This is a genomic window from Streptomyces jumonjinensis (assembly GCF_009600885.1).
Classification (GTDB): domain Bacteria; phylum Actinomycetota; class Actinomycetes; order Streptomycetales; family Streptomycetaceae; genus Streptomyces; species Streptomyces jumonjinensis.
The window spans coordinates 59,420-86,054 of record NZ_VCLA01000164.1; the positions used below are offsets into that span (position 1 = coordinate 59,420).

Here is a 26,635-nt window from a genome sequence, read left to right on the forward strand (position 1 = left end):
ATGACCAGCAGCGCACCGGACGCGGACGAGAACCGCGTCCGCCACTACCTCCTCAGCCTCCGCGGCGAACCCGGAACGGGCACCGCAGACACGGCAGCCGTGGACACTCCCGACGAAACCCCGGACAAGCAGGACGAACCGAAAGGCGAGATCGCCGAGGCGTTCACCGCCGCCGTACCGAACCGGCGACTCCGCTGGCTCGCCTACAACGGCACCGCCGCCGCACTCGGCCACGCCGCCCTGTGGGGCATCACCGGAAACTTCATGGCCGGACCGGACGCCCTCGCCGTCGGCACGATCTCGCTCGTACCCCTCGGCGTCGCCGCCGTCACCGCCGGGGCCGCGTACGCCGGATGGCGCGCCGGCGGCGCCCTCCAGACGATCCTCCGCGGTCTCCCGGTCGCCGCCATGGACCGCGCCCGCCCGGCCGCCGCGTTCGCCGGGGCGTTCTGGGCACAGGGCACCGGCCCGTTCCTGTCGGAAGCCCTGACTCAAGTCCATCCGTGGCCCCAGTTCTTCGCCCCGCTGATCATCGCCGGGGGTGCCGCGGTGGCCTGCTGGGCGCTCCTTGACCGCCGCACCACCGGCTGGCATCCAGTCCTTCGGTGGGCCGCCCGCATCCCCCTCGCCACCATCGTCCTCTCCTCCGCCCTCTACGCCCCCGGAGCCCTGCTGTGACCGCCCTCCTCCTCGTCGCCGCCGACCAGACCCTGGCCGCCGGGCCCGTCCTCGGGAGCGTGGGCATGTCCGGCCTCACCATCACCACCGGCATCGTCCTCCTCGCCGGACTCCGCGGATCCGACCGCATCGAGCTCACCCGCGACAAAGCAGGCGGGATCGGCATCGTGTTTGGGACCCTCGCTGCCGCAGCAGGCGACATGTGGGGCGACGTCGCGGAAGGCGTCGCCGAAGTGCCGGCCGCGTTGGTTGAGGGCACCGCCGCCGGGGACGTCGGCCTGGGGCTCACCGCCCTCGCCCTCACCGCCACAATGTTCCTCTTCAAATGGGAAAAACTGGTCATCCCGTCCGTGCTGGGGATCTCCGCCGGCGTCACCTACGGGCAGGCCGGAGGGATCTGGGGCATCGGATCCACCCTCGTCGTCAAGCTCGCCGGCGTCCTGGGGGCGCTGTGACCACCATCAGCGAGGTCCGCACCGTCACCCGCGGCAGCTGGGCCGCGATCACCGCCCTCTACCGGGGATCCGTGGTCCTCGCCGGACGGATCTGCCGGTGCATCGGCCGCAGCATCGCCTGGGCCTGGTCCCAGGCCGGGGCGGTACCGGCGCCCGAGCCCGCCGAAGACGAGCCCGAGAAGCCGCCAGGGAAACGGTCCTTCGGCGAGACCGCCGCGATATTCGGTCTCGGGGCCCTCCTCGCCTCAGGGGCGATCAGCACCATCGCCGCGCTGATCGCCGACCAGCTGGCCGACATTCACGTCAGCGATCCCGTACAAGGCGTGATCACCACCGCCGGGGGAGCGGGCTGGGCCGCCGCCGCATGGGCCGTCGCCCCGCCCCCCGGACCCCGGAAACCCCGCGACAAAGAAGCCCCACCGCCGTCCGAGGAACCCGTCGACCCCGCCGCCGAACCCCCCACCCGGGACACCGTCGCGGCACTCCTCCGCGACCTCTCCGGTCCCACCGGCGGAGTCCACCTCAAGACCCTCGCCGGGGCCCTCCCCGGCGGGCCATGGACCACCGGACAAGTGCGGGACCTCCTCACCGGCATGAGCATCCCCGTGCGGGCCGGCGTGAGGATGCCCGGCCGATCGGGCCTGGAGGGCGTCCACCGGGACGACGTCCCCCCACCCCCTCCCCCCACCCCGGGGGGTGTTGTTGCCGCAGGTCAGCCCGGCAACAACAACACCAACAACGGCGTCACGGTGGAACGTCGAGAGGGGATGACGATCATCAAAGACCCGGCCGACCACACCCGGCACCACACCGTCTGATCTTGGTCCGCCACCCGGTGCGACCCGCATCAACAACCCGAAGGAGCACACGATGACCACGAAGACCGCGACCCTGCTGGTCGACCGCTCGACCTCCAGGTGCAGCAACTGCGGCAAGGGGGCGTTCCCCCAGGACAGCCACCACACCCGGATCTCCGGATACAGCGCCAAGGCCCCCTGCGGTGCCAAGTTCGTCGCGATCAAGTCCGAGCACTCCCTGGTCACCCCCGACCGACTGCGTGGGATCCGTCCCGACCTTCCGCTCGCCTGACCGGCAATCACCCAGTGCGGGGCGACCGGTCTTCTTGGCAGTTGGCGGTCGCCCCGCTCCATCTCCGCAGAGACAGGAGCCCATCGTGGCACTCCGCGACCGAAAGATCAGCACCGCCCCAAACACCCGCCCGGACCCCGCGCACGGGACCGTCTACCAGGCGTCCCGCGGCGGCTGGCTCAAGCCCCCGGCCAAGCCGACACCCGGCACCCCCAAGGAGACCCGCCGATGACCACGCATACCGCACACCGGACCGGGTGACAGATGTCCAACCTGCCCGAAATCCCCAACTGCCCGTTCTGCGCGATCGTCGATGGCACCGCGCCAGCGCAGATCGTCCGCAAGTTCGCCTACGACCTCGCCATCATCCCTCTCGCCCCCGTCGTCCCCGGCCACATCATCGTCATGCCGCACCAGCACATCCCCGACGCCGCCGCAGACCCTGCGATAGCCGGCCGGACCGCCGCATGCGCCGCCCAGCTCGCCGCCGCACACCCCTCTGCGAACCTGGTCACCAGCATCGGCACCGCCGCGACCCAGACCATCCGCCATCTCCACTGGCATCTCGTGCCCCGCGAGCACGGAGACGGCCTCAAACTCCCCTGGAGCCCCACATGAACATCACGGTCATCTCCTTCGGCTACGGCCACGACCCTGCGCCCGCCGCCGACGCCGTCTACGACCTCCGCCCCTACCGCGACCCCCACATCGACCCCCGCCTCCGCCACATGACCGCCCGCGACGCGGAGGTACAGGCCCGCGTCCTCGCAACGCCCGGCATCGACGACCTCATCGACCAGGCCGTCACCGCGGCGCTCACCGCCGACCGGCCCACCACCATCGCCACCGGCTGCACCGGCGGACGCCACAGGGCCCCCGTCACCGCCCAGACCATCGCCACCCGCCTCCAAGACGCCGGGCAGACGGTCACCCTGATCCACCGCGACCTCGACAAGGACGTCATCGAACGCTGATTTCCCGCAGTCCAGCAACCCCGCAGAAATGCGGGATAGATGCCGCCCCACCGATCGGGGCGGCATCCTCAAAACCCGACCAGCCAAGAAGGGAACCTCGTGACCGCGCCCTACGACCCCGACGCCGCCCTCACCGCCGCCGTCACCGAGATCAAGAACGAGATCGCCCAGGTCAACGTCAAGGCCAGCCTCCTCGCCGCCCTGAACATCGGAATCCTCATCGGCACCGCGACGATCACCAAGGACATCCCGCCCCACCCGCTGACCTACACCCTCGGCGCAGCCGGGATCCTCACGATCCTCGCCGCCACCGCCTACACCCTCCTCGCCATCCGCCCCAACCTCGGCGGCAGCAGTCCGGTCGGCTTCCCGGCCTGGGCCGGCATGACCGCCGACGAGATCCGCCGCGACCTCGACACCGACCAGCGGGCCAGCCTCACCGCCGTCCTTGCCCCCATCGCCGTCGCCAAGTACCGGGCGTTGAGGGTCACCGTCCACCTCGACCTGCTCGGTCTCGGACTGCTCGCCGCTACCGGCGGCATCGCCCCGCTCGTCTGATCCGCGCCCGTTGTCAGCGCCCGGGCGTAGCCTCAGGAGCATCCCATTCGCGCTTCTGGCTGCTGCGCTACTCGGGACCGGAGCCCCTGCCGATCATGAGACGGCAGGGGCTCCACCGTTCCCGTCGAACTACCCTCGAACCCACCCCGTCACCAAGGAGACGCCCATGGGCCGCCAGATTCGCCGCGTACCCCTCGACTTCGACTGGCCCCTCGAACAGCCCTGGGAAGGCTTCCTCCTCCCTGCTCGGTTCTCCGAGGAGAAGTGCCCCGACTGTGAACTCGGCAGCACCCCGGCACGGGACTGGCTCGCCGCCCTCGTCCAACTGCTGATGATGCTCCCCGAGGACCGCGCGACCACCCACCCTTACATCACCGCGCTCGCCCGGCGGCCAAGCAGGGCTCCCGGCCCGGAGATCGCCGAACTCACCACCGGGCTCGCCGGACGGCGGGGACCGTTCGGCCACGACTCCACCGACGAGTGGAAAGCCGCCAGCAAGATCATCAAAGCTGCTGGACTCGACCCCAGCACCTGGGGCATCTGCCCCACCTGCCACGGCAGCGCCCGGACCGAGAAGTACCCCGGACAGCGCGCCGACGCCGAAGCCTGGGAACCCACCGACCCGCCCACCGGCGACGGGTGGCAACTCTGGGAAACCGTCTCCGAAGGCTCGCCCATCAGCCCCGTGTTCGCCACAGCCGACGACCTGGCCGTCTGGATGGCCCACCCCGACCGAGGGAGCGACTGGGTCCCCCAGGAGACCGCCGCGAAGTTCATCGCCGCCGGCTGGGCACCGACCGGGGCATTCGGACCCGGCACCCACGGCATCGTCACCGGCGTCGAATGGACCGGAACCCAAGACGACTGACCACAGATCCCGAGTGCACCCGCGGAATGGCGGGGGCACCTTCGCGCGTTCATCCCTGCGGTCCGGGCTCCAGCAGCGGGCCGCCGTGGACCGTCCGTACCGCGCGGGCCACCCACCCCGGACCCACACGATCCGACGGCCGCATCGTCGGCCGCGCGCCCAGCAGATGGCACAGCCGGTCCAACTCCCGTGCGCACTCACTCTCCGTGCGCCCACGCACCATGTACGACACCTCATCCATAACCCGCAGTCTGCCGCCCCCGCGCCACCCCAGACCACGATTAGCCAGAACTATCAACCCACGGTGCACAATAGGCTCAGCGAATCGATCTCCCGACCCGCCCCGAGGAGCCGAGCCGTGCACGACAACACCTGCACCCACTGCAACACCCAGCTCCAGCACGACGCTTACCTGTGCGACCCCTGCACCGCCCACACCAGCCGCCGTCTCCAGAACATGCCCGCCCTGTACGCCGCCCTCGCCGGGCACCTCGCACCCGGACGCAGCGGCACCCAGTACGGCCGCATCCACCACGGCGGACGCCCCGGGATCCCCGTCGCCGAGGCACCGCTCGTGCTCCGCGGCCCCGGCGGCATCGTCGGCACGCTGGAGGGCTGGAGAAGCGTGATGCAAGAAGACCGCGGGTGGGGCCAGCCCGCACTCTCGGGCACGATCGAGCGACGCGTCGCCGTCGCCGCGCGCGGCCTGGAGCACAACCTCGACTGGATCACCGCCTCCTGGCCCCTCGCGGGCGAGTTCGCCGGAGAGATCCGCGACCTGGAGCGCCAGATCCTCACCATCGCCGGCCCGATCGAGCCGGCCGAGCGCGGCCACCGGCTCGGCCCCTGCCCCACCCTCACCACCGAGGGCTCACCGTGCGGCGCGATCCTCCGCGCCCGCCCCGGACAGGCCACCATCACCTGCACCTGGTGCTCCACCACCTACCCACCCGGCGTCTGGGGCCAGCTCGCCGAACGGATCGTCCGGCTCGAAGCCGCCGACGAGCAGCCCGAGCCGGTCGCAGCATGACCGCGCCCGAGCCCCTCGTCGTCGACATCTATGCCGCTGCCCTCGCCACCGGCATCCGGCCCGGCACCATCCGGCTCCGTCTCCACCGGCACCGCATCACCCACCACGGCTACGACGCGCACGGCCGCGCCCTCGTCGACCTGGCAGAACTCCAGACCTCACCGCCCCTGGAAAGGGAAGACCATGAGCGGCCCGACGATCACGCTGTATTCGGTGGACCTGTTGTCGAAGTGGGGCTTCAACGACGGCGTGCCGCCTGACGACTGGTACGACTACTGCGACAGACACGGCATCGACCCCAATCAGGTGGAATACCCCCTGGTCACGCTGGTACGGAAGTACCTCGTACCCCTCATCGACCAGGCCATCACCGTCGTCGACATCGAGACCAACCACAACCCGATCAGAGCCGACAGCATCGACGGCACCGACGTGATACACCTCTGGCGCGAGAGCAAATCCGCCGTTCCGCGCCTCACCCCCGAGACGGTCGACGTGCCGATGACCGACGCGCTGCGGATCGCGCTCACCGAATCCGGTGTAACGCCGAAGCGCTATTGACCCGTTACCCCGACACGTGTAACACTCGGGGCACGTCCGGCATGCCCGACAGGACTCACACCGAGCCCCAGCCCTCCCTGCTGGGGCTCGACGCATGTCACGGAACGAGCACAGCCACCCCATCACCGCCCCCAATCCGGGACCATGCACCCCACAACCAACCGTGGGGGAACCATGCGCACCCGAACCACCACCCTCGCCCTCGCCATCGGCGCAGCACTCCTGCTCGCCGGATGCGGCGAAGAAGAAAGCTACGCCGACATCACCGCCAAGTGCGTCAAGGCACTTGAGAAGCGGGCCGAAGGCGACAAGGAGAAGCCCGACGCCTGCAAGGACGTCAACGAGGACGACTACGACAAGCTGGCGATCAGCTCTGTCCTCGAAAAGGGCGGATGGGTCGACAAAGACGGAGACGTCAACATGGACAAGTTCCTCAACCCCACAGGCGACCCCGACCTAGACGACCCGCTCCTCGAAGACTGATGGAGGGGGCGTCCGTGGCCGCCAACCCGCGCAACGGACGCCCCTACCGCCGCCTGGTCGACGCGCAACGGGCGCTCGGTCTGCCGTGCTGGATCTGCGGCCACAACATCGACGGGAAGCTTGACGGGAAGCGGCACCCGATGGCGTTCACCCTCGACCACCTGATCCCGCTGTCCCGAGGAGGTTCCCTCCTCGACCCCGCCAACGCTCGTAGCGCGCACCGGCGGTGCAACAGCGCCCGCGGCAACCGACCCTCACCGCCACGGCAGCCGGTACGGTCCTCACGGAGGTGGTGAGAATGCCTCCTCGCGCTCGCCGAGGCCGGGCTCACCGAAGTCCCCCGATACGCGGGGCCGCTGGCCACTCCCGGAGGTCTTGAGCATGGCCCGTGCTGAGCCAGGAGCAGTCCCCTGCCCCGAATGCCGTCAGCCCATCACCGTGCCGACGAGACTGCGCTACGAGCGCGGACAGCACGCCACGACGACCCTCGACTTCGCCCCGCTCCATGAACACATGGAAGGGCACCGGTTTGGCTACACCACAGAGGTATCGACTATGAGCGACCACGAGCTGATCGCCTTCCTCCGCGCCCGGCACGCCGAGGACAGACAGGCCGCACTCGACGCCACCTGGGACGACGCTGACTCCCGGCACTGGCACGCCCACTACCGAACGGCCGACGATCGGTGGGTCCTGATCGACGACCTGGACGAGGGCATCGAGGTCCGATGCACTGCCGCCGACGATGGCGGCGTCGTCCGGCACATGGCCCGCCAGGACCCGGCGCGCACCCTTGCCGAGACCGAAGCGAAGCAGCAGACCGTCACGGAGTTCGAGGAAGCCCTCGTCTCTCTCAGCACAGCCGGCCCCGGCACCACACCCCACGACGTCATGACCGGTGCCGCGAACACCCTTCGTCGCCTCCTCCACCGTGACGCCACCCTCTACGCCAGCCATCCCGACCACCAGGAGTCATGGCACCCCGAGGAGTGAGGTGACGCACCGTGCTGTACGTCGTCACCGGCCCACCAGCCGCAGGGAAGTCCAGCTGGATCGACGCCCACGCCAAGCCGACGGACATCGTCATCGACCTCGACCGCATCGCGCTGGCGCTCACCGGACCCGGCGCACCCCAGTGGAACCAGGCCACGCTGGTACAACGGGTCGCCCAGCGTGCACGGTTCGCCGCCATCGACGAGGCCTGTCAGCACCTGGACAAGATCGATGTCTACCTGATCCACACCATGCCAAGCCCCAAGGCGCTCGCGAAGTACAAGCGACACAAAGCAGAGATCATCACCGTGGACCCCGGCTGGCACATCGTCATGGACCGCATCCGGGCCATGCGGTCCCCCGCCATGGAACGCGTCGCCACCCGCTGGTACCGGCAGCGCCGCCCCACCTCACAGGGCGTGATGCCCCAGGCGTCCAGGGCCTGGTGACTCACGGCCACCCAGCGTCAATCACCCATCGCGACAGGGCCCGAGGTGTCGGCGATACAGGTCGGCAAGCTCCAGCATGGGGCTCTGACCAGCGAGGGAGTCATTCTTTGAGGGCAGGAGGGGGCGACCCAAAAGCCCTTCTCGCCCGTTTTTTTGCGCGGCTCGAATTCAAGATCGTTTACATCGGTTTGGCGATCGAGTGTAAACCCGAGCCGGTCACACTGAGTAACTATCTTCGTGGTGACGGTTCGTGACGGGGGTGGGCCGGTGGTCGAAGACGAGACCCGTGCGGAACTGGCCCGGCTCGGCGTCGAGGAGACCGCGCCCGGCCTGACCGCGCTGGCGGTGAAGCTCGCCGAGGCGATCGACGGAGCCGACGCACCCACCGCCATCGCGGTAGCCGCCCGAGAGCTGCGGGCCACCATGCAAGAACTGCGGCGTCTGGCGCCCGTGGACGCGGAGGGGGACACGGTCGATGACATCGCTGCTGCCCGAGCCCGCCGTCGCGCTGCCGCCCGGGAAGCCCCCGGCTGAGGGACCCTTCGGCTGGCAGGAGCCCCCGATCCAGATCGCCCCGCCGGCCACGTCGAGTGCTGGCCAGGAGGCGATTGACCTCGCGGCCCGCGCCGGGCTGCACCTGGATCCGTGGCAGCAGCACATCCTGCGGGTCGGGATGGGCGAGCAGCCGGACGGAAGCTGGGCCGCGTTCGAGGTGGCGGTGAACGTCCCGAGGCAGAACGGCAAGGGCGGGATCATCGAGGCCCGGGAGCTGTGGGGCCTGTTCATCGGCGGCGAGCGGCTGATCTTGCACTCGGCGCACGAGTTCAAGACGGCGAAGGCGGCGTTCAAGCGGATCGAGCGGCTGATCCGTGCATGCCCTGACCTGCATAAACGTGTGAAGACGTATCGGCAGACGGTGGGCGAGGAAGGCATCGAGCTGCACACCGGGCAGGTGCTCCGGTTCATCGCCCGGTCGAAGGGCTCCGGGCGAGGGTTCACCGGGGACTGCAACGTCATGGACGAGGACATGATCCTCGGTGATGACGCGATGGACGCGCTGCTGCCGACCATGGCCGCCGTGCCCGACCCGCAGATCTGGTACCTCGGTTCGGCGGGCATCGGAGCCCCCTCCGTGGTCCTGGGGCGTCTCCGGCGCCGGGCGCTCGCGGCGGTCGAAACCGGTGTCCCGGACCCGTCGCTCGCATACTTCGAGTGGTCGGTGACCCCGTGCCGCGACGAGTGCCCGCCCGGGTGCGCCGAGCACGACGATGCCGCTTCCGACGAGGCGGTGCTGAAGTCGAATCCCGGCGTCGGCTATCGGCTGACGCTGGAGAAGGTAGCGAGGGAGAGGGCGACGCTCAGCCCGGCCGGATACGGGCGGGAACGGCTGGGCGTGGGCGACTACCCGTCGGATGAGGCGGACACCTGGCAGGTGATCCCGGAGGAGACGTGGCGGGCCCTGGCGGCTCGTGACAGCTCGCCGGAGGACCCGGTGGCGTTCGCGATCGATGCGCCTCCCGAGCGGGACCACGCGGCTATCGCGGTCGCCGGGCCGTGGCGGGGCGGTACCCATGTGGAAGTCGTGGACCACCGGCCCGGGATGGGCTGGGTCGTCGAGCGGGCGAAGCAGTTGCACCGCGACCACCGGCCCCGGTGCTGGGTCGTCGACGGCGGCGGCCCGGCCGGCTCCCTCATCCAGGCACTGGAGGAGGCGCTGTCGGAGGTCGAGCGGGAGCTGTCGGGGAGCCCGGAGGCGGTCGTGGAGATCGTCCAGCCGAAGGTCCGGGAGATCGGGCAGGCCTGCGGCCGGTTCTACGACGCGGTCGCGGACCAGTCCCTCTCCCACCTGGACCAGGCGCCGCTCGCCTCCGCACTGGCCGGCGCTCAGCAAAGACCGCTCGGTGACGCGTGGGCGTGGGCCCGCCGCGGCGTCCAGGTGGACATCAGCCCGCTCGTGTCGGCGACGCTCGCGAAATGGGGCCTCACGGCCGAGGTCGAGGAAGCCTCCGTGGATCCGTTGGACAACATCTGGTGAAGGGGGTCGGGATGCGTCGCTGGCAGGCGTGGAAGCTGCGTCTGGCGGGTGCAGCGGGATGGGCCGTGGGGGCGTTCGGGCGGGCGCTCCCCGGCCTCGCCTCCCTCGCCGGGTTGGGGCTCGTGTCTTACGGAGCGTGGCTGGCGTGGCGGCCGGCCGGGTTCCTGACAGCTGGCGTGTTGCTGCTGGCGGACCAGATCGCAGGCCGGGTCGCGGCGAGCGGGGTGAAGGGATGAGCTTCCTGCTGGGGCGCAGTGAGCGCCGAGCTTCGCTGTTCCCCTATCCGCCTATTCCGCCGAACTCGCAGCAAGGCGGCGGTTTTGCTCAGGTGGACCTGTCGCGGACGGAGACATCGCTACAGAAGGTGGCGGTCTATGCGTGCGTGGCGCTGGTGGCAGCGATCGCGGAGACGATGCCGCTGGACCACTACCCGCGGCCCCGGGAGACGGCACCGATGCCGTCGTGGCTGGAGGATCTCGGGGGCGACGGATACGGACTACCGGACTGGACCTCGCAGTTCGTGTACTCGTCGATGTTGCGGGGGAACGCGGTCGGCGCGGTCGGCGCGCGGGACCGGTCCCGTGGGACGCCGACGCTGATCCAGCTTCAGCACCCCGATCTGGTGAGCGTCTGGCTGGACGAGAACGGCCGACCGGATTGGCGGTTCAACGGCCAGAAGGCCGAGGACGTATGGCATACGCGGGTGCAGCCGGTGCCGCAGAGATTGATGGGCCTGTCGCCGATCGCCGTGCACGCGCTCACGATCGGCACTGGGATATCGGCGATGCGGTTCGGAGCCCAATGGTTCCAGGAGGGGTCGCACCCCTCGGCGATTCTTTCCACTGATCAGAACTTGAACCCCGACCAGGCGTTGACCGCGAAGCAGCGGTTCATGGCCGCGGTGTACGGGCGACGGGAGCCGGCGGTGCTGGGCAACGGCTGGAAGTACCAGTCCATCCAGATCCCGCCGAACGAGTCGCAATTCCTGGAGACCAACAACTACACGGGCGCGGAATGCTGCCGGATCTTCGGCCCGGGTTTCGCGGAGATCCTCGGATACGAGACCGGCGGATCGCTGACCTACAGCAACATCGAGCAGCGGTCCCTCGACCTGCTGACCTACGCGGTGAATCCGTGGCTGGTGCGGATCGAGCGGGCTCTTTCGGCGCTGCTGCCGAAGCAGCAGACCGTGAAGTACAACCGGGCCGCGCTCGTCCGCACAGACCTGCTCACGCGGTTCAGAGCTCACGGCATCGCGATTCAGAACGGGTTCGAAACCGTCAACGAGGTCCGGGACCTGGAAGACCGTACTCCTGTGGCGTGGGGCAACGAGCCGCCCGCCGAGCGGCCGGGACCGACGACTATAAGCCTGGGAGGCTAAGTGGCTGACAAGAGCAAGCGCGCCTCCGTCACGGGCATCGTCCGGCGCACCTATCCCGTACAGATGGAGGTCCGCGCCAAGGACAACGCCTCTGGAGTGTCCACAATCACCGGCTACGCCTCGGCGGTGGACCAACCCTATGAGATGTGGGACTTCCTCGGCTCCTACGCCGAGGTCGTCCGGTCCGGCGCTTTCGCGAAGACGCTGGCAGAGCATCCGCAGGTACAGCTCCTGCTGAACCACGGCGGTCTGGCGATGGCGTACACGAAGGCCGGGACGCTGCGCCTGTCGGAGGACTCGGCAGGACTGCACATGGAGGCCGACGTGACCGGGGCCCGTTCCGACGTGCAGGACATGCTCCTCGCACTCCAGGACGGGTCCGTGGACGAGATGAGCTTCGCGTTCCGGGTTACCCGCCAGCTCTGGTCCCCGGACTACGACCAGCGCGACATCCTCGAAGTGGACCTTCACCGCGGCGACGTGTCGGTGGTGAATTTCGGCGCGAATCCGGCCACGTCGGTCGCGCCGGCGCTACGGGCAGCCGACTTCGACCAGCTCGGTGAGGACGACGCCCGCGCGCTCATGGAGCGTCTCCAGCGCCGCTTCGCCCCTGCGGAGCCCGAGCCGCCGGCCGGGCATCCCCTGTCCCTGTATCTGGCGCAGGCCGAGGCGCTCGGCCTGTAGCCCCCCTGATTCTCGCCCTGTTCTCTGACGCGCCGGAGCCCACGCCGGAGCGCTGTTCGGCATGCCCGCACAGCGCCACCACCTGGGCCACCACCCGGACGGTTCGAGGGCGCGACCCACCCCCATCGTGATCAAGGAGTAGACCATGCTCGCATTCCTGCGCACGCAGATGCAGGAGCTGCTGGAGCAGCGGGCCGCGCTGAAGACCGAACTCGACGGCATCCTCAGCGCACCGTCTGCCGAGAAGCGGAAGCTGACCGACGACGAAGACACGGCGTTCGCCTCGAAGCGGGACGCCATCAAGGCCAAGGACACCGAGATCCGCGCCGTGGAGGAGCGGATCGGGGAACTGGAGGAGGCCGAGGAGCGCACCGCCAAGGCGGCCGAGCTGCGGGCCAAGTACACCCCGGCCGGGCCGCAGACCAGCGGCGTGACCGTGGTGTCGGAGCCGGAGACCTACCGCCGCGGCGGCCAGCGCTCCTATTTCCGGGACCTGTTCCAGGCACAGCAGCGCGGCGACCGGGACGCCATCGAGCGGCTCCAGCGCAGCGACCGGGAGGTCAAGGAGGGCCTGGAGCAGCGGGCACTTTCGACTACAGATGGCGGGGTCGGCGAGTTCGTGCCCCCGCTGTGGATGGTGGACGAGTACGTGCGCCTCGCCCGCGCCGGCCGGGTCATAGCCGACCAGGTCCGCCAGCAGGCACTGCCGACCGGTACCGACTCCATCAACCTGCCCCGGCTGGCGACCGGGACCGCGGTGGGCGAGCAGGCCTCGCAGAACACAGCGGTGCAGAACACCGACGCCACCAGCAACAGCATCTCCGCGTCGGTGACCACGATCGCGGGCCAGCAGGTCGTGTCCCAGCAGCTGCTGGAGCAGTCGCCGGTCAACATGGACGACATCCTCCTCGCGGACCTGGCGGCGGACTACGCCATCAAGGCCGACACCTTCACGATCACCAACAACGCGGTCAACAAGCGCGGCATCCTCAACGTCTCCGGCCTGAACGCGATCACCTACACAGACGCCAACCCCACGGTGGGCGAGCTGTACGCGAAGGTCGGCGACGGGATCCAGCAGATCCACACCGGGCGCCTCATGCCGCCGTCGAAGGTGTTCATGCACCCGCGCCGGTGGGCGTGGTTCTCCGTCTCTCTCGACGTCAACGGGCGTCCGCTGGTGGTTCCCGTCGCGCAGATGCCTCAGAACGCGGCGGCCACAATGGGCGGGGTGGTGTCGGAGGGCTTCGTCGGCACGGTCCAGGGCCTGCCGGTGTACGTCGACCCGAACATTCCCACGAACCTCGGCGCGGGCACCAACGAGGACCGGATCATCATCGTCCGCTCCGACGACGTGATCCTCTACGAGGCCACCCCGCGGGCGGAGACCTTCCGCGAGACCTACGCCGATCAGCTGTCGGTCCTGCTCCGCTTCTACAACTACGTCGCGATCCACTCGGAGCGGTATCCGAAGAGCATCTCCGTCATCTCCGGTACGGGCCTGGTCGCCCCGACCTTCTGACCTGCTGCACCGCGGTGGCCGCGCTCAGGGCGGCCACCGCCTCATGGAAGGAGGAGCGCATGCCTGAACAGCAGACCGCGAGGAACGTCGCGACCGGTGCCGAGGTCGTCATCGAAGTGCCGACCGTCGAGGAGATGCAGATCTTCGCACTCCAGCGGGAGCGCGACGGATACGTGCTTCGGGGCCTCGCCGACCGAGTCAAGGCGGTCGACGCCGAGCTGAAGCGCATGGGCGCCGCGGCCCGGCAGCCTGCGGACGTGCCGAGGGAGACGGTGGTGGAGTCGAAGCCGCAGTCCACGGCTGGCCGTTCCCGTAGAGGCAGCGGCTGATGCCGCTGCTGACGCTGGCCCAGGCCAAAGCCCAGCTGGACATCGATACCACTGCGCACGACGGCGAGCTCCAGGACTACATCGACGCCCTGACGGCTGTGATTGAGGCCCGGGTGGGGCCGATCGAGATCCGCACGGTGACGGAGACGGTTGACAGCCGGGACATGCGCCTCGCACTCACTCAGACACCTGCGGTCGCTCTCACGTCGCTCACGCCGGTCGTGACGGGCGGACTGGCCCTTGATGTCGCGGACCTGGTACTCGACGGACAGACCGGCATCGTGCGGCGCCGGATCGGGGCCCGCTTCTACGGTGGACCCTGGACGGCGGTGTACACGGCGGGGCGAGCGTCGACCCTGCCGACGGTGGGCCTCGCCGCCAGGCTGCTGCTCCAGCACCTGTGGCGGACCCAGTACGGGGGTGCCCGAGGCCGTGGTAGCGCGGACGACTACGACGTCACCGAGCCGATTCCCGGCTTCGGGTATGCAGTCCCCAACCGGGTCCTAGAACTGCTGGAGCCGTTCAAGCCGCCTCCCGGGATGGCGTGATGGCGACCTCGGCTGTGCCGGCGGCAGTGGCTGCGCTGCTGGAAATCCTGCGCGCGGCTCCCGGCCTGGCCGGTGTGCGGGTGCTCGACGGCCCCCCGAGTAACAATCTCACCGAGCGGGACCGGATCTATGTCGGCTGGCAGCCCGGCGGCGATACGGCGGTCGCGCTGGCGCAGAGTTTCGCCTACGCGGGGGCCCGGCGGCGGGACGAGGAGTTCACGATCAGTGGCTACGCCGAGTCCCGCGCCGGGGACAAGGACATCAGCCTCCGGCGCAACAAGGTCTTCAACATCGTGGCCGCCGTCGAGACCGCGCTCCGCGCCACCGACACCGCGCCCGACGCGCCGACCCTCAACGGGACGGTGCTGTGGGCGCACCTCACCACCGGCGACCTGCTCCAGGAGCAGGGCCCCGACGGGGCGCTCGCGGGCCTGGCGTTCACGATCGCCTGCCGCGCCCGCATCTGAACAACCCACCCCTATATAGGAGGAGAGATGGCGCGTGTGCGCTTTCTGGGCCCGGAGCCGGTCACCGTGCCGGAGCTCGGCGCCCGGACCGTCCAGCCGGACGAGGTGATCACCGTCCCGGACGACCGGTACGACGGCTACGTCTGCCAGCCCACGGCGTGGGAGCCGGTCGAGGAACCCAAGACCGCCGTGGCCGAGGTCCCGGCCGTGAAGAAGACGGCGGCGAAGTCCGCAGTGAAGGAGGGCTGAGCGATGGGGATCGGATCCGGGCTCGGCGCACAGATCGGCATCGCCGCCGAGTCCGCTTACGGCACCTACACCGCCCCGACGAAGTTCATCGAGTTCACCAAGGAGTCGCTCCAGCTGAAGAAGACCACCGCCCAGTCGGCGGGGATCGCGGCGGGGCGTCTGCTGCCGCTGTCGTCGCGGCGTGTGGTGACCCAGCGGCAGGCGTCCGGGTCGCTGGACATGGAGGTCACGAACAAGGGCATGGGCGTCCTGCTCCAGACCCTCATGGGCACCTCGGTGACGCCGGTGCAGCAGGCCGCCACAGCAGCCTATCTCCAGACGCATCTGCTGGCGGACGTGGCCGGGAAGTCGCTGGTGATCCAGAAGGGCGTCCCGCTCACGACCGGCGCGGTCACGGACAAGTCCTTCCTCGGCTGCAAGATCATCAGCGCGGAGTTCTCGTGCGAGGTCGGCGGGATGCTGACCGCGAGCATAGAGATCGACGCGAAGGACTGCGACGAGACGCAGACCCTTGCGGTCGCCGCCTACCCGGCGATGGCCCCGTTCCATTTTGGGCAGATGTCCCTGCGTACCGGCGCGTACGCGTCCGAGGTGGCCCGGGACGGGATCCGCAAGGTCAGCGTCAAGATCGAGCGCGGGATGGCTGTGGAGCGGTTCTACGCCGGGGAGGCCGGGCTGAAGAAGGAGCCCATCAGCAACGATCAGGTGAAGATCACCGGGAGCCTTGAGGGCGACTACGTCGACACGATCCTGGACGACCTCCACACCTCCGACGACGCGACGTCGCTGGTGTGGGATTTCACCGGCCCGCTGATCGCCGCGACGCACTACGAGCGGATCACCTTCAAGATCCCCGCGATCAGGATCGACGACGCCCCGCCCACGGTTGAGGGCTTCGACGTCGTGAAGCCGACGTACAGCTTCACCGGCTTGGACGACGGCACCAACCCGGTGGCGATTGAGTACATGTCAACTGACGTAACTTTGTGAGCGGCCGGTGCGCAGCATCCAGATCACCGGCACCGGGCAGCTGCTGGAGCTGTCCCGGCGTCTGAAGGCAGCGGGCGGTCCTCGCCTCAAAGCGAATCTGGCGCGCAGGATCCGGCGCGCGGCCGAGCCCCTGCACAGTGACCTCCAGGACACGATTACCGGGCTGTCGATCAGCGGCCAGGGCCGCAAGGCCGGCGGCCGGGGCGGGCCGTCGCCGACGACGCGCCCTCTGCGGGCGACGATCGCTGCCGCGATCCGGATCAGTGTCCGTACCTCCGGCAACCCGGGGGCGCGGGTGTGGGTCGACCGCGACGCCCTGCCGCCGGATCTGCGGAACATGGCGGCCGTGATCAACACCGGCCGGATCCGTCACCCCGTTTTCGGGAACCGGCGCCGCTGGGCGCAGCAGACCACCACCCCGCTGTGGTGGGAGACCACCATCCGCCGGCACACCCCCCGTATGGCCGCCGAGGTCGCGCGCGTCCTGGACGACGTCCGTGACCAGATCACCTAGGAGCGCATTTTGATCATCGTCTACACGCCCGCCGACGGGGAGCCGGAGCACTACGACGCCCGGAGCCTGATGGTGTCCGAGGCGTCGATCGTGTCGAGGGCCATCGACCAGAAGTGGTCCGAGATCAAGGCTGGCATACCGGATGAGGACCTGGATGCGATGCGCGGCATCGTCTGGGTCCTGAAGAAGAGGAGCAACCCGGGGCTGCGGTTCGGGGAGTTCGATCCGGGGGTGGACGAGATGGTCACCCGCTACGACAAGCGGGAGATCACCGAGGTCATCGAGGCCGCGTTCGAGCTCCGCAGCGCGGATGCGTCCACCGAGGCGATCGTCGCGATGCTCGCCGATACGCCGGACGCGGCGGCCGATCCCGACCATGCGAGAGAGCTGATCGAGCGCCTGGCGGCGGACGAGGGAAAAGCCGAGCCGTCGCCGGATCCCGGTCCGGAGATCGAGAAGCCGAAGCCGTGGCCCCCGTCTGGGACATCGACCGCGACCGGACCCAGCGCCTCGGGCTCTTCGCTCACCTCCTCCACATCGACCCCATCACCGTCGACCGGCTGACCGTCGAGGACTTCTACAGCCTCTGCGGCTGGATCGACGCCCACCAGGCCCAGATGGCCGCAGCGAACAGAGGCGGTGGTGACGGATGACCCGGCTCACCTTCACCCTCGACGGGCGAGACCAGCTGTCCCGCGTCCTCGACGGCGCGGGCACCGCGGCGGATCGACTCGGACGCAGGCTGCTGATCGCGGGCATCGACGGCGAGGCCGCGATGGCCCGTCTCGGCCGGGCGACGACGCAGCGCATGGCCGCGATGCAGCGGGACGCGACGACCAGCGCGCAGAAGATCGGCAGCCTCAGGAGGAGTCTGGTCTCGCTCGCTCCCGCCGCGGTCCCGGCCGCCGCGTCCCTCGCTCCGATCGCCGCCGGGGCCGGGGCCGTGGCTATCGCCGCGGTCGCGCTGACGGCAGCACTCGGCCCCCAGATCGCCGCCATGAGGAACGCCGCTGAGGCGGAGAAGACGTACCGGGACGCAGTCGAGAAGTCGGGGGCCCGGTCGAAGGAGGCCGTAGCCGCGCAAGCCGAGTATGCCCGCGCCGTGGCGAAGCTGCCGCCTGAGACCCGGCGTGCTGCGGCGGCGCTGTCCGTGGCCACGGCCGAGTACAAGGCGTGGTCGGATGCGCTGGCCGGGGACACGATGGGCCCGGTCACCAAGTCCTTCGCGCTGTTCTCCGGGCTGCTGCCGAAGACCAGTGGTCTCGTACGCAGCACCAGCTCCGAGCTGGACCGGATGATGACGATCCTCGCCGGGGGCATGGAGACCCCCGGCTTCGACCGTCTCAACCAGCGGTTCGAGGCGTTCGCGGCCAGCACGCTGCGGCGGGTGAACGAGGGGCTGCTGGAGCTCGCCCAGACCGACACCAGCGAGGTCGGATCCGGCGCCGCTGAGTTCATGGCGTTCGCCCGCGCGCAGGGTCCTGCCGTTGGGGAGACGCTGCGGAGCGTCGCGCAGGCGCTGACGACTCTGCTGGTCGCCGGGGCCGATGTCGGCGTCGGCCTGCTCCAGGTCATCAACGTGCTCGCCCAACTCGTGGGTTCTGTGCCGCCGGAGGCGATCGCTGCCCTGCTTCAGCTCGCGATCGCGATCAAAGCGGTCACGCTCGCGGCTGCTGGCACAGCAGCTGCCCGCGCCGCGCTCGCCGCGCTCGGGGTGCAGATGCTGGCGATGTCCACGGCGGCGGCAGCGGCGCCCGGGCGGCTGGCCGCGGTCGGCGCGGCGGTCGGGGCCCTGTCCCGGACGGCGAAGCTGGCAGCTGCGGGGACGGGCATCGGCCTGCTGCTGATCGGCCTGTCCCAGCTGTCCCAGGTTGGGAAGTCCGCGCCGCCCGATATCGACAAGCTCACCACCTCGCTGGGCAACTTGGGGCGGACCGGCAAGGCGAGCGGCACCGTGGCAGCGGAGTTCGGCGCGGACTTCGAGAAGCTGCGCGAGCAGATTGCCAAGGTGCTCGATCCCAGCGTCGCGGAGAGCGTCAACAACTGGGGCGCGACGATCACCGGCGGGTTGCTGGATGCTGGTGACGCTACCGAGGAGTTCACCCGGTCGGTCGACTCCATCGACAGTGCCCTCGCGCAGCTGGTCAGCTCCGGCAAGGCGGATCAGGCCCGGGCCGCGCTCGCGGCGATGCTCGACGGCATGGATCCCGAGCAGGCCGCGAAACTCAGGAGCGGCCTGGACGGGTACAAGGAAGCACTCGCCAGCTTGCGGTTCGAGCAGCAGCTCGCGGCGGACGCAGCGGGCCTGTTTGGTGCGCAGGCCCAGGATGTGCAGGCGAAGCTGGACGCGCAGAAGCGGTCCACCGACGGGCTGCGGGACAGTCTCATCGCCCTCAACGAAGTGCAGCGGGCTGCCACCGACGGCCGCGCCGGTATGGAGGCGGCGATCGACGCCGCCGCCGCGGGGACGAAACGGTACGCCACCGCGCTGCGGATGTCCGGTGGCGAGCTGAACTTGAGCTCTGAGGCCGCCCGGTCCGCTTCGACGATCCTCAACGACCTGGCACGCAAGACCGAGAACGCGGTCACCTCAGCACGCGAGTCCGGCCGGAGCTGGGACTACGCCCGGGGCCAGTACGAGCGGGGCCGCGGGGCTCTGATCCGCGCGGCTGACGCCATGGGCCTGTCCCGGGCCGAGGCCCGGCGGTACGCCGACCAGATCCTGAAAACGCCGAACAAGACCGCGTACATCAGAGGCGACCTGGCTGATCTCAAGGCCAAGCTCGCCAAGGCGAAAGCGGATCTCGCGCGGGTCCCGGACTCTCGAAAAGCATCGGTACAGGCGCGGATCGACCAGCTTCAGGCCGCGATCCGTCAGGCAAGGGCGGATCTGGCGTCCATCGACGGCCGGACGGCGACTACCCGGGTCGTGACCGAATACTCCTACGTCAAGAAGGGGCCCGGTCCGCACAAGTCCGGCTACGTCTTCGCCGACGGCGGGCTCGTTCGCGGTCCGGGCACCAGCACGTCGGACAGCATCGACGCGCGACTCAGCAACAACGAGTTCGTCATCCGGGCCGCCTCGGTGGCGCGGTACGGAGTGGCTTTTCTCAACGCGATCAATGAGGGGCGCCTCTCGCCCTCCTCCCTCGGCACAGCCGCAGGCGCCACGGTGGTGGGCACCGGCTCGATGGCGGGCGCCGGGGCAGAGGCCGGGCGCGGACTGTCGGCGGGCCTGCGTGGCAGCACGGGCGGAGTGGAGTCCTCGGCCCGGGTGATGGCCGCCGCTGTGGTGGCCGGCGTGAAGGCCGAGCTGGAGATCAAGAGCCCGTCGAAGAAGATGGAGGCGCTGGCGAAGGACACCGGCAAGGGCATGATCAAGGGCCTGACCGGGGCGAAATCCCAGATCAAGGCCACCGCGCGAGACCTGGTGAAGGACATCTGGGCCGCGTGGAAAGGCATGAAGTCTCCCAAGGACTCCGTGCTGGCGGCGATGGTCACGCAGGGCACAGCGGTACTGCAAAGCCTCGCGGGCAGACGGGATGAGCTGGCCGCCCGGATCAAGACCGCGAAGACCTTCGCGGCGGACACCACGGCCCGTGCCCGGCAGTCGTCGGCGCTCTCCTCCCTCGGCATCGACGACGAGAAAGTGACAGCAGGGTCGATTAAGGGCGGGCTCCAGCAGAAGCTATCCAAGCTGAAGAGTTTCGTGGCCTATGTGAAGACGCTCGCGAAGCGGGGCCTCAGCAAGACGCTGCTGAAGCAGATTCTGGAGATGGGCCCGGAGGACGGCTACGCCTACGCGTCCGCCCTGGCGGGTGCCGACGCGGCGACGTTCAAGAGCATCAACTCCCTTCAGAGCGAGCTGAACAAGGGCGCGGACTCGCTCGGCAAGGCCGGGGCGGATCTGCTGTACGACTCCGGGAGGGACTCGGGCAAAGGATTCCTCGCGGGTCTCACGTCGCAGCAGGACGCGATCGAGGCCCAGATGCTGAAGATCGCGAAAGCGATGGAGACAGCTATCCGGAAGGCCCTCGGGCTCAAGACCCCGAAGGCCGGCCGACACAGCACCGAGGGCCTGGCGCTCGGGCTCACCGAGCAGCTGCCCGTCCTCGACCAGGCGCTCGCCACGGTCACCGGCCGCGTTGCCTCGGCCCAGCCCGTAATCGGCCGGGCTGCTGTCGTCGGGGCATCGGCGCAGCCGCCGGTGTCCATTCAGATCGACGTTCACGGAGCCATGGACCCGATCGCGGTCGGCCGGGAGATCCGGCGGACCCTGCTGTCGCTCAAGCGCGACTACGGCGTCAACGTGAACCTGGGGGTGGCCTGATGGCGATGGACTTCATCCTGGAGGCGGGGTGGGGCGGCCAGCTCGCCCAGTGGGAGAGCATCGCCTGGACGGACATCAGTACCCGGGTCGACCTCACCTCGGGCGTGTCCATCACCCGGGGCGCATCCGATGAGCTGTCTGAGACTCAGCCCGGCACCATGAGCCTGCGCCTGGACAACCAGGACCAAGCCCTGACCCCGGACAACCCGGCCAGTCCGTTCCACCCCTACGTGCGGTGCAACGTCCCTGTCCGCGGGGCAGTGGCCCTCACGCCCGAGCCCCCTGCCGGGGCCGGGCCGTGGCCGCTGATCCTCCTCGGCGACGATTTCAAGGACGGCAGGGTCGATCCCGTTCTGTGGCCCGGCACCTACGGCGGGGCCGCCGAGGTCGGCGGGCGCGCCCGTATCCCGCTGACGCCCGGAGGCTTCGCCGGGTACCAGTCCGCCGCTGTGTGGCGGCTGGGCGGCTCGTCCCTCTCGGCACGTCTGGTCACACTGCCCGCTGCGGGAGGCAGCACGGCAGCCGAGACGGGCATGTGGGTCAACTCCGCCACGGCTGGCACCCGGGTCGGCTGGACCTACAACCCCCTCACCCACAGCGTGGTCGCCCAGTCCCAGACCGGGTACTTCGACCCGGCCGCCGTGAGCATCCCGTACTCACCCGGCAGCCACCGGTGGCTCAGACTCCGCGACACCGGCGTCACCACGGTCTGGGAGTCATCCGGCGACGGACACACCTGGGTGATCGGCCGGTCGGCGCCCAGCCTGGCGTGGCTGGCCAGCGACCTTCAGTTCGTGGACTTCATGGGGTCCCGGACCGGCGGCACCGGTGATGCCGCCGAATGGGACTACGCGGGCACCCGGGTCCACCCGCGGTTCCACGGCACCGTGAACGGATGGCCGATCCGCTGGGAGGGCCTGGAGTCCACAGCCGCCATCACCTGCACTGATCTGTTCAAGCGCCTTGGGCGGGACCCGGAGCTGCGCTCCTGCCTCACCGAGGAGGTGCTGCTCGACGGGCCGGCCGCCTACTATCCCCTGGCCGAGCCGGCCGGGTCCACCAGCGCGGGGGACCTGTCCGGCAGCGGCGTCGGGACACTCACCCGGGTCGGGACGACCGGAGTTGTGGCGTTCGGAGACGTCGCAGGCCCGGCCGCCACCGGCGACACGGCGGCCCGGTTCACCCCGGTGTCTGCGACCTCGGGCCGCATGCTCGGTGGCGACCTCGGCCCGGCGTTCGAGGCAGCGTCGATGGCGCTGTACAACCATGTCGAATGCTGGTTCTCCACCAGTACGCCGGGCCGCGTGATGCTGGCATTGACCAGCAGCGAGGGCGACTACCAGGTGGTTCTCTCACTGGACGGATCCGGGCGGCTCGTCCTGGAATTCGTGCTGTCCGAGGGCGAACTGATACAGGTCCCGGTGGCCACCGGTAATCTGGCTGACGGGCAGGTTCACCACGTTGCCTATGACGAGTACACCACGACGGTCTACGTCGACGGCGCTGCTCTGTCGGCCGCCGGGATGCTCCAGGCGCTGGGCCTGCGCCGGATCACCGTAGGCGGCTACAGCGGTACACGGATGTGGGACGGCACCATCTCCCACATCGCCCTCTACACCCGACCGCCCGGCCCGGTGGGCCCGACCCTGGCCCTCCACTACCCGGCAGGCAACAGCGGATTCTCCGGAGAGCCCGCGGACGACCGCATCCGGCGCCTGGTCCGCTACACCGGACTGGGCAGCCCGGTCATCTACGGCACGACGCACGACCCGGTGGCCGGCCAAGGGCCCGGCGGCGCCCTCGCCCTCGCCCGGCTGCGGGAGATCGAGGGCACGGAATCCGGCAAGCTCTTCGCGGCGCGGGACCAGGTGGCCATCGCCTACGCGTCCCGCGATGTGCGCTACAACCCCGCACCGGACACGGACGCGTTCACGATCGCCTACGCGGACCTGGAGACCGATCAGGTCCAGTACCGGCGGGATGATCAGAAAATGATCAACACCGTCGTTGCGTCGCGGCCGGGCGGGGCCACACAGCGCGTCACTGACGCCACCAGCATCGCCGCCTACGGCACGTACGCGCCGCCCGGCGGCGACCTGTCCCTCCTCAAGACGTCCGACAACTCCGTCCTGGACGCGGCGAACTGGCTCATCCACCGCTACCGCGACCCGGCCGCTGAGCTGCGCGAGGTCCCCATAGAGGCCTACTCGCACCCCGACTACGCGGCGATCCTCAGCGCGGATATCGGCACTCATTTCACCGTCACCGGACTACCGGCCCCCACCGCCGATATCCGCACCACCGTGGAGGGCTACACCGAGACGATCCAGCTCAACCGGCATGCCATCACCTTCCACACCAGCGCCCAGGTCACCGACTCCGTCTGGGCGCTGGACGACCCCACGTACTCCGTGCTGGGCACCACGACCCGGCTCGCCTACTGAAAGGCGGCACCATGCAGCCCATCCCCGTTGTGCGGGCGGAGGCGTACTACAAGCCGCGCCCGGCCCGCCCCGGCGTCCCCGCCGAAGACTGGTCCCACATCCCCGTCGCCGAACGGGTCTTCTCCTGGTACCTGGCATGGCTCGGCCGCCGCGTCGCCCCGCCCGCCGGAACCCTCTCCGACGCGTTCTACGCGCGCATCGACCACAACAGGTGGCTGACGGACTGCATCTGCGGGAACGCCCAGATCATCTCGCCCACGGATCCGCGCGCCGCCTGCCCCGAATGCCGCTACGGATGGGTCACGCTGATCTTTCCGGCCGACCCCGCCGCAGTGGAGGCCGAGATGATGCAGCTCCCTGCCCTTCGTGACCGGTTCTGGTGGAACCCCGACGACCCGAAGAACCCCTACCGGCCCGAGCCGCCTGAGCCTCTGGACCAGCCATGACCTTCGCCCCCCGCACCTGGTCCGTGGGCGAGATCGTCACCGCCGCCCAGCTCAACACAGAGATCCGCGACCAGCTGAACAGCATGTTCGCGGCCTGGACCACATACACCCCGACATGGACCGGTGCCACGACCAACCCGACCATCGGCAACGGAAACCTGACCGGCCGCCACATGAAGATCGGCCGCACCTGCCACATACACCTGAATGTGACCGTCGGCAGCACCACCACCTTCGGCACCGGAAGCCTCGCACTCGGCCTCCCATTCCAGGCCGCAGCCAGCATGCCAGGTGTCCTCAGCGCCATCTGCAACCGTGACCCGGCAACCCCGAATTTCATCATGGGCGCGGCTCAGATCCCTGTCGGTGGAACGACCACCGGCGCAATCTGGTTCGCCAACCCGGGCACCGCCGGCGACTGGAACTCCTGGGCATCCGGTGCCCCCTGGACGCTCGCGGCCGGTGACGTGATCCGCGTCTACGGCACCTACCAGACCGCCACCTGACACCCGAATCCCGGGCCCCGCGCCATCTGGCCGGGGCCTTTCTGCTGCCCTGGAGGCATCATGGCCGCACCCCTGGCCGCTGACCGACTGCTCGACGCGTTGCGTGACGAGGGTCTGACCGTCGTCGAAGTCGGCGGCTGGCGTACGCACAACCGCAACCACGCTGGCCCGTGGGGTCCGGTGCACGGGGTGATGATCCATCACACCGTCACCAGGGGCACGGAGAGATCCGTCGCGCTCTGCCGGGACGGGCATGCGAGTCTGCCGGGTCCGCTGTGCCACGGCGTCATCGCGAAGGACGGCACCGTCCATCTCGTCGGCTACGGCCGGGCGAACCACGCCGGCCTCGGCGACGGCGACGTGCTCCAGGCCGTGGCCTCCGAGCGGTCGCTGCCCGCCGACAATGAGGCCGACACCGACGGCAACCGCTACTTCTACGGCTTCGAGTGCGTCAATCTGGGCGACGGCGAAGACCCCTGGCCCGCCGTCCAGCTGGAGGCTATCGAGCGGGTGTCCGCGGCCCTGTGCCGGGTGCACGGCTGGAGTGCCCGCTCCGTCATCGGGCATTTGGAGTGGCAGCCGGGGAAAATCGACCCCCGTGGCTTCACGATAGACTCGATGCGGGAGCGGGTCGCCCGGCGTCTCGCGGCCGGTCCCACGAAGCCGAAGCCGGTGTACGAGCCCTTCCCCGGCGCCGCATTCTTCGCTGCGGGCCGACGCAGCCCGGTCATCACCGCCATGGGCAAACGGCTGGTGGCTGAGGGCTGCGGCCGGTACGCCGTGGGCCCCGGCCCGTCGTGGGGTGAGGCCGACCGGAAGTCGTACGCCGCCTGGCAGCGCAAGCTCGGCCACACCGGGAGCGGTGCGGACGGCGTCCCCGGGCGCGAGAGCTGGACGAAGCTCCGCGTCCCCAACGTCTGAGGAGAGACATGAAGGACACCACGAAGAGGACCATCCGGACCGTGCTTCAGGCCACGCTCGGCCTGGCCGTCGCCCTCCCCGGGATCGTGACCGCGTCTGGGATCCCGGCGTCGCTGCCGTGGGTGGCCGGGGCGCTCGCCGTCGCGGCCGGAGTCGCGCGGGTCATGGCGCTCCCGGCCGTCGAAGCCGCGCTCGACCGCGTCGGCATAGGGCTGACCGACGGGGGTGGCCGGTGACGCCCGACGAATCGGAGCAGGTCGCTGTCGCCGTGGAACTGGAACGGTTGAACGGCACCTTGCAGGCCGGGTTCGCCCGGGTCGATGGGGCGCTCGCGCTGCTGGTGCAGCGGAGCGACCAGACCGACAAACAGCTCGCCGACATGGAGTCCCGGCTCGACGCCCTGGAGCGCGCCCGCTGGCCGCTGGCCAGCATCGCCGCACTCACCGCGAGCGTCGGCCTGATGCTAGCCGTCTGGGAACTCGCAGGCCGATAAACGCAGTACGCCCCGCCACCCTCGCGGGCGGCGGGGCGTACCCGGATCTTGTTCAGAACGGAGCGTCACCATTACCCATGATGCGGAATCGGAAGGGCTGTGAAGCCGAGCCGATATGGGGTTCGGGGTTGGGGCGAAGGAATCGACCTTGTTGGCCGTCAGGGAGGCGTATGAGTCCCTCCACCAAGTTGGCGAAGTGGGTCCGGTGCCTGCCGTCGATGGTGATCACGCCGCCCCACGCCGTCCGCGGGTCTGTGCGACTCTGGAGCTCTGCGCCGACGTTGATCTCAACGCCGCTATCCGTTATGAGGGTTGCGGGTCCTCTGTAAATGGCCATGGCCCACCGTATCGATCGGGGGCCGTCATTCAGGTCACTGCTGCATCGTGCCCCCTGTCTCTCCTTCGGGAGAGACAGGGGGCCTTCTGCGTCTCAGAGCACGGCCGCCAGTTGCTCATCGAAGTCTGCGACACAGCGCGGCAGCCGGGCGCCGGTGTACTGGCCCCGCAGCACGGCCGCTCCGTGAATCAGCCGGTGGGACTCCGTCTCCGCGCCCACGCGCAGTGCTTCACTCGCTGCGGTGAACGCTGTGTCCACGTCCCCGGCGGCGAGAAGGCCGGCCGCCAGATCCAGCGTCAGC

General features: G+C 69.6%; 36 protein-coding genes and 1 pseudogene. 35 read left to right on the forward strand and 2 right to left on the reverse strand.

The window, feature by feature from the left end:
• From FF041_RS23885 to FF041_RS23925, 9 genes are all read left to right on the forward strand, one after another.
• Positions 1–678, forward strand: coding sequence for a hypothetical protein (locus tag FF041_RS23885; protein ID WP_153524714.1), 678 nt, complete (start codon positions 1–3; stop codon positions 676–678).
• Complete coding sequence (locus tag FF041_RS23890; protein ID WP_323392528.1) at positions 675–1,133, forward strand: hypothetical protein; 459 nt, start codon at positions 675–677, stop codon at positions 1,131–1,133. The genes FF041_RS23885 and FF041_RS23890 overlap by 4 nt, the downstream gene beginning before the upstream one ends.
• Positions 1,130–1,951, forward strand: coding sequence for a hypothetical protein (locus tag FF041_RS23895; RefSeq protein ID WP_153524715.1), 822 nt, complete (start codon positions 1,130–1,132; stop codon positions 1,949–1,951). The genes FF041_RS23890 and FF041_RS23895 overlap by 4 nt, the downstream gene beginning before the upstream one ends.
• Positions 1,952–2,003: 52 nt before the next feature.
• On the forward strand, positions 2,004–2,222 hold the full coding sequence (locus FF041_RS23900; RefSeq protein WP_153524716.1) for a hypothetical protein: 219 nt from the start codon (positions 2,004–2,006) through the stop codon (positions 2,220–2,222).
• 85 nt (positions 2,223–2,307) lie between these two features.
• A complete protein-coding gene (locus FF041_RS23905) occupies positions 2,308–2,454 on the forward strand; it encodes a hypothetical protein (protein ID WP_153524717.1) in 147 nt (48 codons plus the stop codon).
• Between the two features lie 32 nt (positions 2,455–2,486).
• A complete protein-coding gene (locus FF041_RS39290) occupies positions 2,487–2,840 on the forward strand; it encodes an HIT family protein (protein ID WP_153524718.1) in 354 nt (117 codons plus the stop codon).
• Complete coding sequence (locus FF041_RS23915) at positions 2,837–3,196, forward strand: RapZ C-terminal domain-containing protein (RefSeq protein ID WP_267133224.1); 360 nt, start codon at positions 2,837–2,839, stop codon at positions 3,194–3,196. Before FF041_RS39290 ends, FF041_RS23915 begins: the two co-directional genes overlap by 4 nt.
• A 99-nt stretch (positions 3,197–3,295) precedes the next feature.
• Positions 3,296–3,754 (forward strand): Pycsar system effector family protein, encoded by a 459-nt coding sequence (locus tag FF041_RS23920; RefSeq protein WP_153524719.1) that lies wholly within the window; start codon positions 3,296–3,298, stop codon positions 3,752–3,754.
• Positions 3,755–3,920: 166 nt separating this feature from the next.
• Positions 3,921–4,622: a hypothetical protein gene (locus tag FF041_RS23925; protein ID WP_153524720.1), complete on the forward strand. Its 702-nt coding sequence runs from the start codon at positions 3,921–3,923 to the stop codon at positions 4,620–4,622.
• Positions 4,623–4,671: 49 nt separating this feature from the next.
• Here FF041_RS23925 and FF041_RS23930 read toward each other — a convergent pair whose 3' ends face one another.
• On the reverse strand, positions 4,672–4,863 hold the full coding sequence (locus FF041_RS23930; protein WP_153524721.1) for a hypothetical protein: 192 nt from the start codon (positions 4,861–4,863) through the stop codon (positions 4,672–4,674).
• Between the two features lie 117 nt (positions 4,864–4,980).
• On the opposite strand from FF041_RS23930, the gene FF041_RS23935 reads away from it, so the two are divergent.
• From FF041_RS23935 to FF041_RS24060, 26 genes are all read left to right on the forward strand, one after another.
• On the forward strand, positions 4,981–5,652 hold the full coding sequence (locus FF041_RS23935; protein ID WP_194292144.1) for a hypothetical protein: 672 nt from the start codon (positions 4,981–4,983) through the stop codon (positions 5,650–5,652).
• On the forward strand, positions 5,649–5,912 hold the full coding sequence (locus FF041_RS23940; protein ID WP_153524722.1) for a hypothetical protein: 264 nt from the start codon (positions 5,649–5,651) through the stop codon (positions 5,910–5,912). The genes FF041_RS23935 and FF041_RS23940 overlap by 4 nt, the downstream gene beginning before the upstream one ends.
• Positions 5,866–6,213, forward strand: a complete 348-nt coding sequence (locus tag FF041_RS23945) for a hypothetical protein (protein ID WP_153524723.1) — start codon at positions 5,866–5,868, stop codon at positions 6,211–6,213. Before FF041_RS23940 ends, FF041_RS23945 begins: the two co-directional genes overlap by 47 nt.
• Before the next feature lie 174 nt (positions 6,214–6,387).
• Complete coding sequence (locus FF041_RS23950; RefSeq protein ID WP_153524724.1) at positions 6,388–6,696, forward strand: hypothetical protein; 309 nt, start codon at positions 6,388–6,390, stop codon at positions 6,694–6,696.
• Between the two features lie 14 nt (positions 6,697–6,710).
• A complete protein-coding gene (locus tag FF041_RS23955; RefSeq protein WP_323392530.1) occupies positions 6,711–6,992 on the forward strand; it encodes an HNH endonuclease signature motif containing protein in 282 nt (93 codons plus the stop codon).
• Positions 6,993–7,134: 142 nt separating this feature from the next.
• On the forward strand, positions 7,135–7,689 hold the full coding sequence (locus FF041_RS23960; protein WP_153524726.1) for a DUF6221 family protein: 555 nt from the start codon (positions 7,135–7,137) through the stop codon (positions 7,687–7,689).
• An 11-nt stretch (positions 7,690–7,700) separates the two neighbouring features.
• The gene (locus FF041_RS23965) at positions 7,701–8,138 is read left to right on the forward strand and encodes a hypothetical protein (RefSeq protein WP_323392531.1); all 438 of its coding nucleotides are present in this window, start codon (positions 7,701–7,703) and stop codon (positions 8,136–8,138) included.
• A gap of 267 nt (positions 8,139–8,405) precedes the next feature.
• Entirely contained in the window at positions 8,406–8,672 is a 267-nt protein-coding gene (locus tag FF041_RS23970; RefSeq protein WP_323392533.1) for a hypothetical protein, read from the forward strand.
• Positions 8,614–10,173 (forward strand): terminase, encoded by a 1,560-nt coding sequence (locus tag FF041_RS23975; protein WP_153524727.1) that lies wholly within the window; start codon positions 8,614–8,616, stop codon positions 10,171–10,173. The genes FF041_RS23970 and FF041_RS23975 overlap by 59 nt, the downstream gene beginning before the upstream one ends.
• 232 nt (positions 10,174–10,405) lie before the next feature.
• Positions 10,406–11,554 carry a phage portal protein gene (locus tag FF041_RS23980; RefSeq protein WP_153524728.1) on the forward strand — a complete coding sequence of 383 codons (1,149 nt, stop codon included), beginning with the start codon at positions 10,406–10,408 and terminating at the stop codon, positions 11,552–11,554.
• On the forward strand, positions 11,555–12,238 hold the full coding sequence (locus FF041_RS23985; protein ID WP_323392536.1) for an HK97 family phage prohead protease: 684 nt from the start codon (positions 11,555–11,557) through the stop codon (positions 12,236–12,238). It abuts the gene before it with no gap.
• A 145-nt stretch (positions 12,239–12,383) separates the two neighbouring features.
• On the forward strand, positions 12,384–13,760 hold the full coding sequence (locus FF041_RS23990; protein WP_228388574.1) for a phage major capsid protein: 1,377 nt from the start codon (positions 12,384–12,386) through the stop codon (positions 13,758–13,760).
• A gap of 59 nt (positions 13,761–13,819) precedes the next feature.
• Positions 13,820–14,089: a hypothetical protein gene (locus FF041_RS23995; RefSeq protein ID WP_153524729.1), complete on the forward strand. Its 270-nt coding sequence runs from the start codon at positions 13,820–13,822 to the stop codon at positions 14,087–14,089.
• Positions 14,089–14,637, forward strand: coding sequence for a head-tail connector protein (locus FF041_RS24000; RefSeq protein WP_153524730.1), 549 nt, complete (start codon positions 14,089–14,091; stop codon positions 14,635–14,637). The genes FF041_RS23995 and FF041_RS24000 overlap by 1 nt, the downstream gene beginning before the upstream one ends.
• A complete protein-coding gene (locus FF041_RS24005) occupies positions 14,637–15,104 on the forward strand; it encodes a hypothetical protein (RefSeq protein ID WP_153524731.1) in 468 nt (155 codons plus the stop codon). The genes FF041_RS24000 and FF041_RS24005 overlap by 1 nt, the downstream gene beginning before the upstream one ends.
• A 27-nt stretch (positions 15,105–15,131) precedes the next feature.
• Positions 15,132–15,353 carry a hypothetical protein gene (locus FF041_RS24010; RefSeq protein WP_153524732.1) on the forward strand — a complete coding sequence of 74 codons (222 nt, stop codon included), beginning with the start codon at positions 15,132–15,134 and terminating at the stop codon, positions 15,351–15,353.
• 3 nt (positions 15,354–15,356) lie between these two features.
• The gene (locus tag FF041_RS24015; protein WP_153524733.1) at positions 15,357–16,343 is read left to right on the forward strand and encodes a phage tail tube protein; all 987 of its coding nucleotides are present in this window, start codon (positions 15,357–15,359) and stop codon (positions 16,341–16,343) included.
• A 7-nt stretch (positions 16,344–16,350) separates the two neighbouring features.
• Complete coding sequence (locus FF041_RS24020; RefSeq protein ID WP_323392539.1) at positions 16,351–16,857, forward strand: hypothetical protein; 507 nt, start codon at positions 16,351–16,353, stop codon at positions 16,855–16,857.
• Between the two features lie 9 nt (positions 16,858–16,866).
• Positions 16,867–17,421, forward strand: a complete 555-nt coding sequence (locus tag FF041_RS24025) for a hypothetical protein (protein ID WP_153524734.1) — start codon at positions 16,867–16,869, stop codon at positions 17,419–17,421.
• A gap of 85 nt (positions 17,422–17,506) precedes the next feature.
• A complete protein-coding gene (locus FF041_RS24030) occupies positions 17,507–21,187 on the forward strand; it encodes a hypothetical protein (RefSeq protein ID WP_153524735.1) in 3,681 nt (1,226 codons plus the stop codon).
• Entirely contained in the window at positions 21,187–23,631 is a 2,445-nt protein-coding gene (locus FF041_RS24035; RefSeq protein WP_228388575.1) for a LamG domain-containing protein, read from the forward strand. Before FF041_RS24030 ends, FF041_RS24035 begins: the two co-directional genes overlap by 1 nt.
• A gap of 11 nt (positions 23,632–23,642) precedes the next feature.
• The gene (locus FF041_RS24040; RefSeq protein WP_153524736.1) at positions 23,643–24,077 is read left to right on the forward strand and encodes a hypothetical protein; all 435 of its coding nucleotides are present in this window, start codon (positions 23,643–23,645) and stop codon (positions 24,075–24,077) included.
• The gene (locus FF041_RS24045; RefSeq protein ID WP_153524737.1) at positions 24,074–24,583 is read left to right on the forward strand and encodes a hypothetical protein; all 510 of its coding nucleotides are present in this window, start codon (positions 24,074–24,076) and stop codon (positions 24,581–24,583) included. Before FF041_RS24040 ends, FF041_RS24045 begins: the two co-directional genes overlap by 4 nt.
• A gap of 60 nt (positions 24,584–24,643) precedes the next feature.
• Positions 24,644–25,504, forward strand: coding sequence for a peptidoglycan-binding protein (locus FF041_RS24050; protein ID WP_153524738.1), 861 nt, complete (start codon positions 24,644–24,646; stop codon positions 25,502–25,504).
• Between the two features lie 8 nt (positions 25,505–25,512).
• Positions 25,513–25,740, forward strand: a complete 228-nt coding sequence (locus FF041_RS24055) for a hypothetical protein (protein ID WP_153524739.1) — start codon at positions 25,513–25,515, stop codon at positions 25,738–25,740.
• Positions 25,737–25,997, forward strand: a complete 261-nt coding sequence (locus FF041_RS24060; protein ID WP_323392543.1) for a hypothetical protein — start codon at positions 25,737–25,739, stop codon at positions 25,995–25,997. Before FF041_RS24055 ends, FF041_RS24060 begins: the two co-directional genes overlap by 4 nt.
• A gap of 430 nt (positions 25,998–26,427) precedes the next feature.
• On the opposite strand, the pseudogene FF041_RS38100 reads toward FF041_RS24060, so the two are convergent.
• Positions 26,428–26,635, reverse strand: a pseudogene (locus FF041_RS38100) (hypothetical protein); the annotation flags it as partial.

Excerpts from the sequence above, each read along its gene's own strand:
- FF041_RS23930 (WP_153524721.1), bottom strand. The coding sequence starts at position 4,863 with ATGGATGAGGTGTCGTACATGGTGCGTGGGCGCACGGAGAGTGAGTGC.
- FF041_RS23940 (WP_153524722.1), top strand. The coding sequence starts at position 5,649 with ATGACCGCGCCCGAGCCCCTCGTCGTCGACATCTATGCCGCTGCCCTC.
- FF041_RS23915 (WP_267133224.1), top strand. The coding sequence starts at position 2,837 with ATGAACATCACGGTCATCTCCTTCGGCTACGGCCACGACCCTGCGCCC.
- FF041_RS39290 (WP_153524718.1), top strand. The coding sequence starts at position 2,487 with ATGTCCAACCTGCCCGAAATCCCCAACTGCCCGTTCTGCGCGATCGTC.
- FF041_RS23925 (WP_153524720.1), top strand. The coding sequence starts at position 3,921 with ATGGGCCGCCAGATTCGCCGCGTACCCCTCGACTTCGACTGGCCCCTC.
- FF041_RS24035 (WP_228388575.1), top strand. The coding sequence starts at position 21,187 with ATGGCGATGGACTTCATCCTGGAGGCGGGGTGGGGCGGCCAGCTCGCC.
- FF041_RS24050 (WP_153524738.1), top strand. The coding sequence starts at position 24,644 with ATGGCCGCACCCCTGGCCGCTGACCGACTGCTCGACGCGTTGCGTGAC.
- FF041_RS23900 (WP_153524716.1), top strand. The coding sequence starts at position 2,004 with ATGACCACGAAGACCGCGACCCTGCTGGTCGACCGCTCGACCTCCAGG.
- FF041_RS24040 (WP_153524736.1), top strand. The coding sequence starts at position 23,643 with ATGCAGCCCATCCCCGTTGTGCGGGCGGAGGCGTACTACAAGCCGCGC.
- FF041_RS23995 (WP_153524729.1), top strand. The coding sequence starts at position 13,820 with ATGCCTGAACAGCAGACCGCGAGGAACGTCGCGACCGGTGCCGAGGTC.
- FF041_RS23950 (WP_153524724.1), top strand. The coding sequence starts at position 6,388 with ATGCGCACCCGAACCACCACCCTCGCCCTCGCCATCGGCGCAGCACTC.
- FF041_RS24010 (WP_153524732.1), top strand. The coding sequence starts at position 15,132 with ATGGCGCGTGTGCGCTTTCTGGGCCCGGAGCCGGTCACCGTGCCGGAG.
- FF041_RS24000 (WP_153524730.1), top strand. The coding sequence starts at position 14,089 with ATGCCGCTGCTGACGCTGGCCCAGGCCAAAGCCCAGCTGGACATCGAT.
- FF041_RS23885 (WP_153524714.1), top strand. The coding sequence starts at position 1 with ATGACCAGCAGCGCACCGGACGCGGACGAGAACCGCGTCCGCCACTAC.
- FF041_RS24030 (WP_153524735.1), top strand. The coding sequence starts at position 17,507 with ATGACCCGGCTCACCTTCACCCTCGACGGGCGAGACCAGCTGTCCCGC.
- FF041_RS24015 (WP_153524733.1), top strand. The coding sequence starts at position 15,357 with ATGGGGATCGGATCCGGGCTCGGCGCACAGATCGGCATCGCCGCCGAG.
- FF041_RS23990 (WP_228388574.1), top strand. The coding sequence starts at position 12,384 with ATGCTCGCATTCCTGCGCACGCAGATGCAGGAGCTGCTGGAGCAGCGG.
- FF041_RS24055 (WP_153524739.1), top strand. The coding sequence starts at position 25,513 with ATGAAGGACACCACGAAGAGGACCATCCGGACCGTGCTTCAGGCCACG.
- FF041_RS23980 (WP_153524728.1), top strand. The coding sequence starts at position 10,406 with ATGAGCTTCCTGCTGGGGCGCAGTGAGCGCCGAGCTTCGCTGTTCCCC.
- FF041_RS24005 (WP_153524731.1), top strand. The coding sequence starts at position 14,637 with ATGGCGACCTCGGCTGTGCCGGCGGCAGTGGCTGCGCTGCTGGAAATC.
- FF041_RS24045 (WP_153524737.1), top strand. The coding sequence starts at position 24,074 with ATGACCTTCGCCCCCCGCACCTGGTCCGTGGGCGAGATCGTCACCGCC.
- FF041_RS23975 (WP_153524727.1), top strand. The coding sequence starts at position 8,614 with ATGACATCGCTGCTGCCCGAGCCCGCCGTCGCGCTGCCGCCCGGGAAG.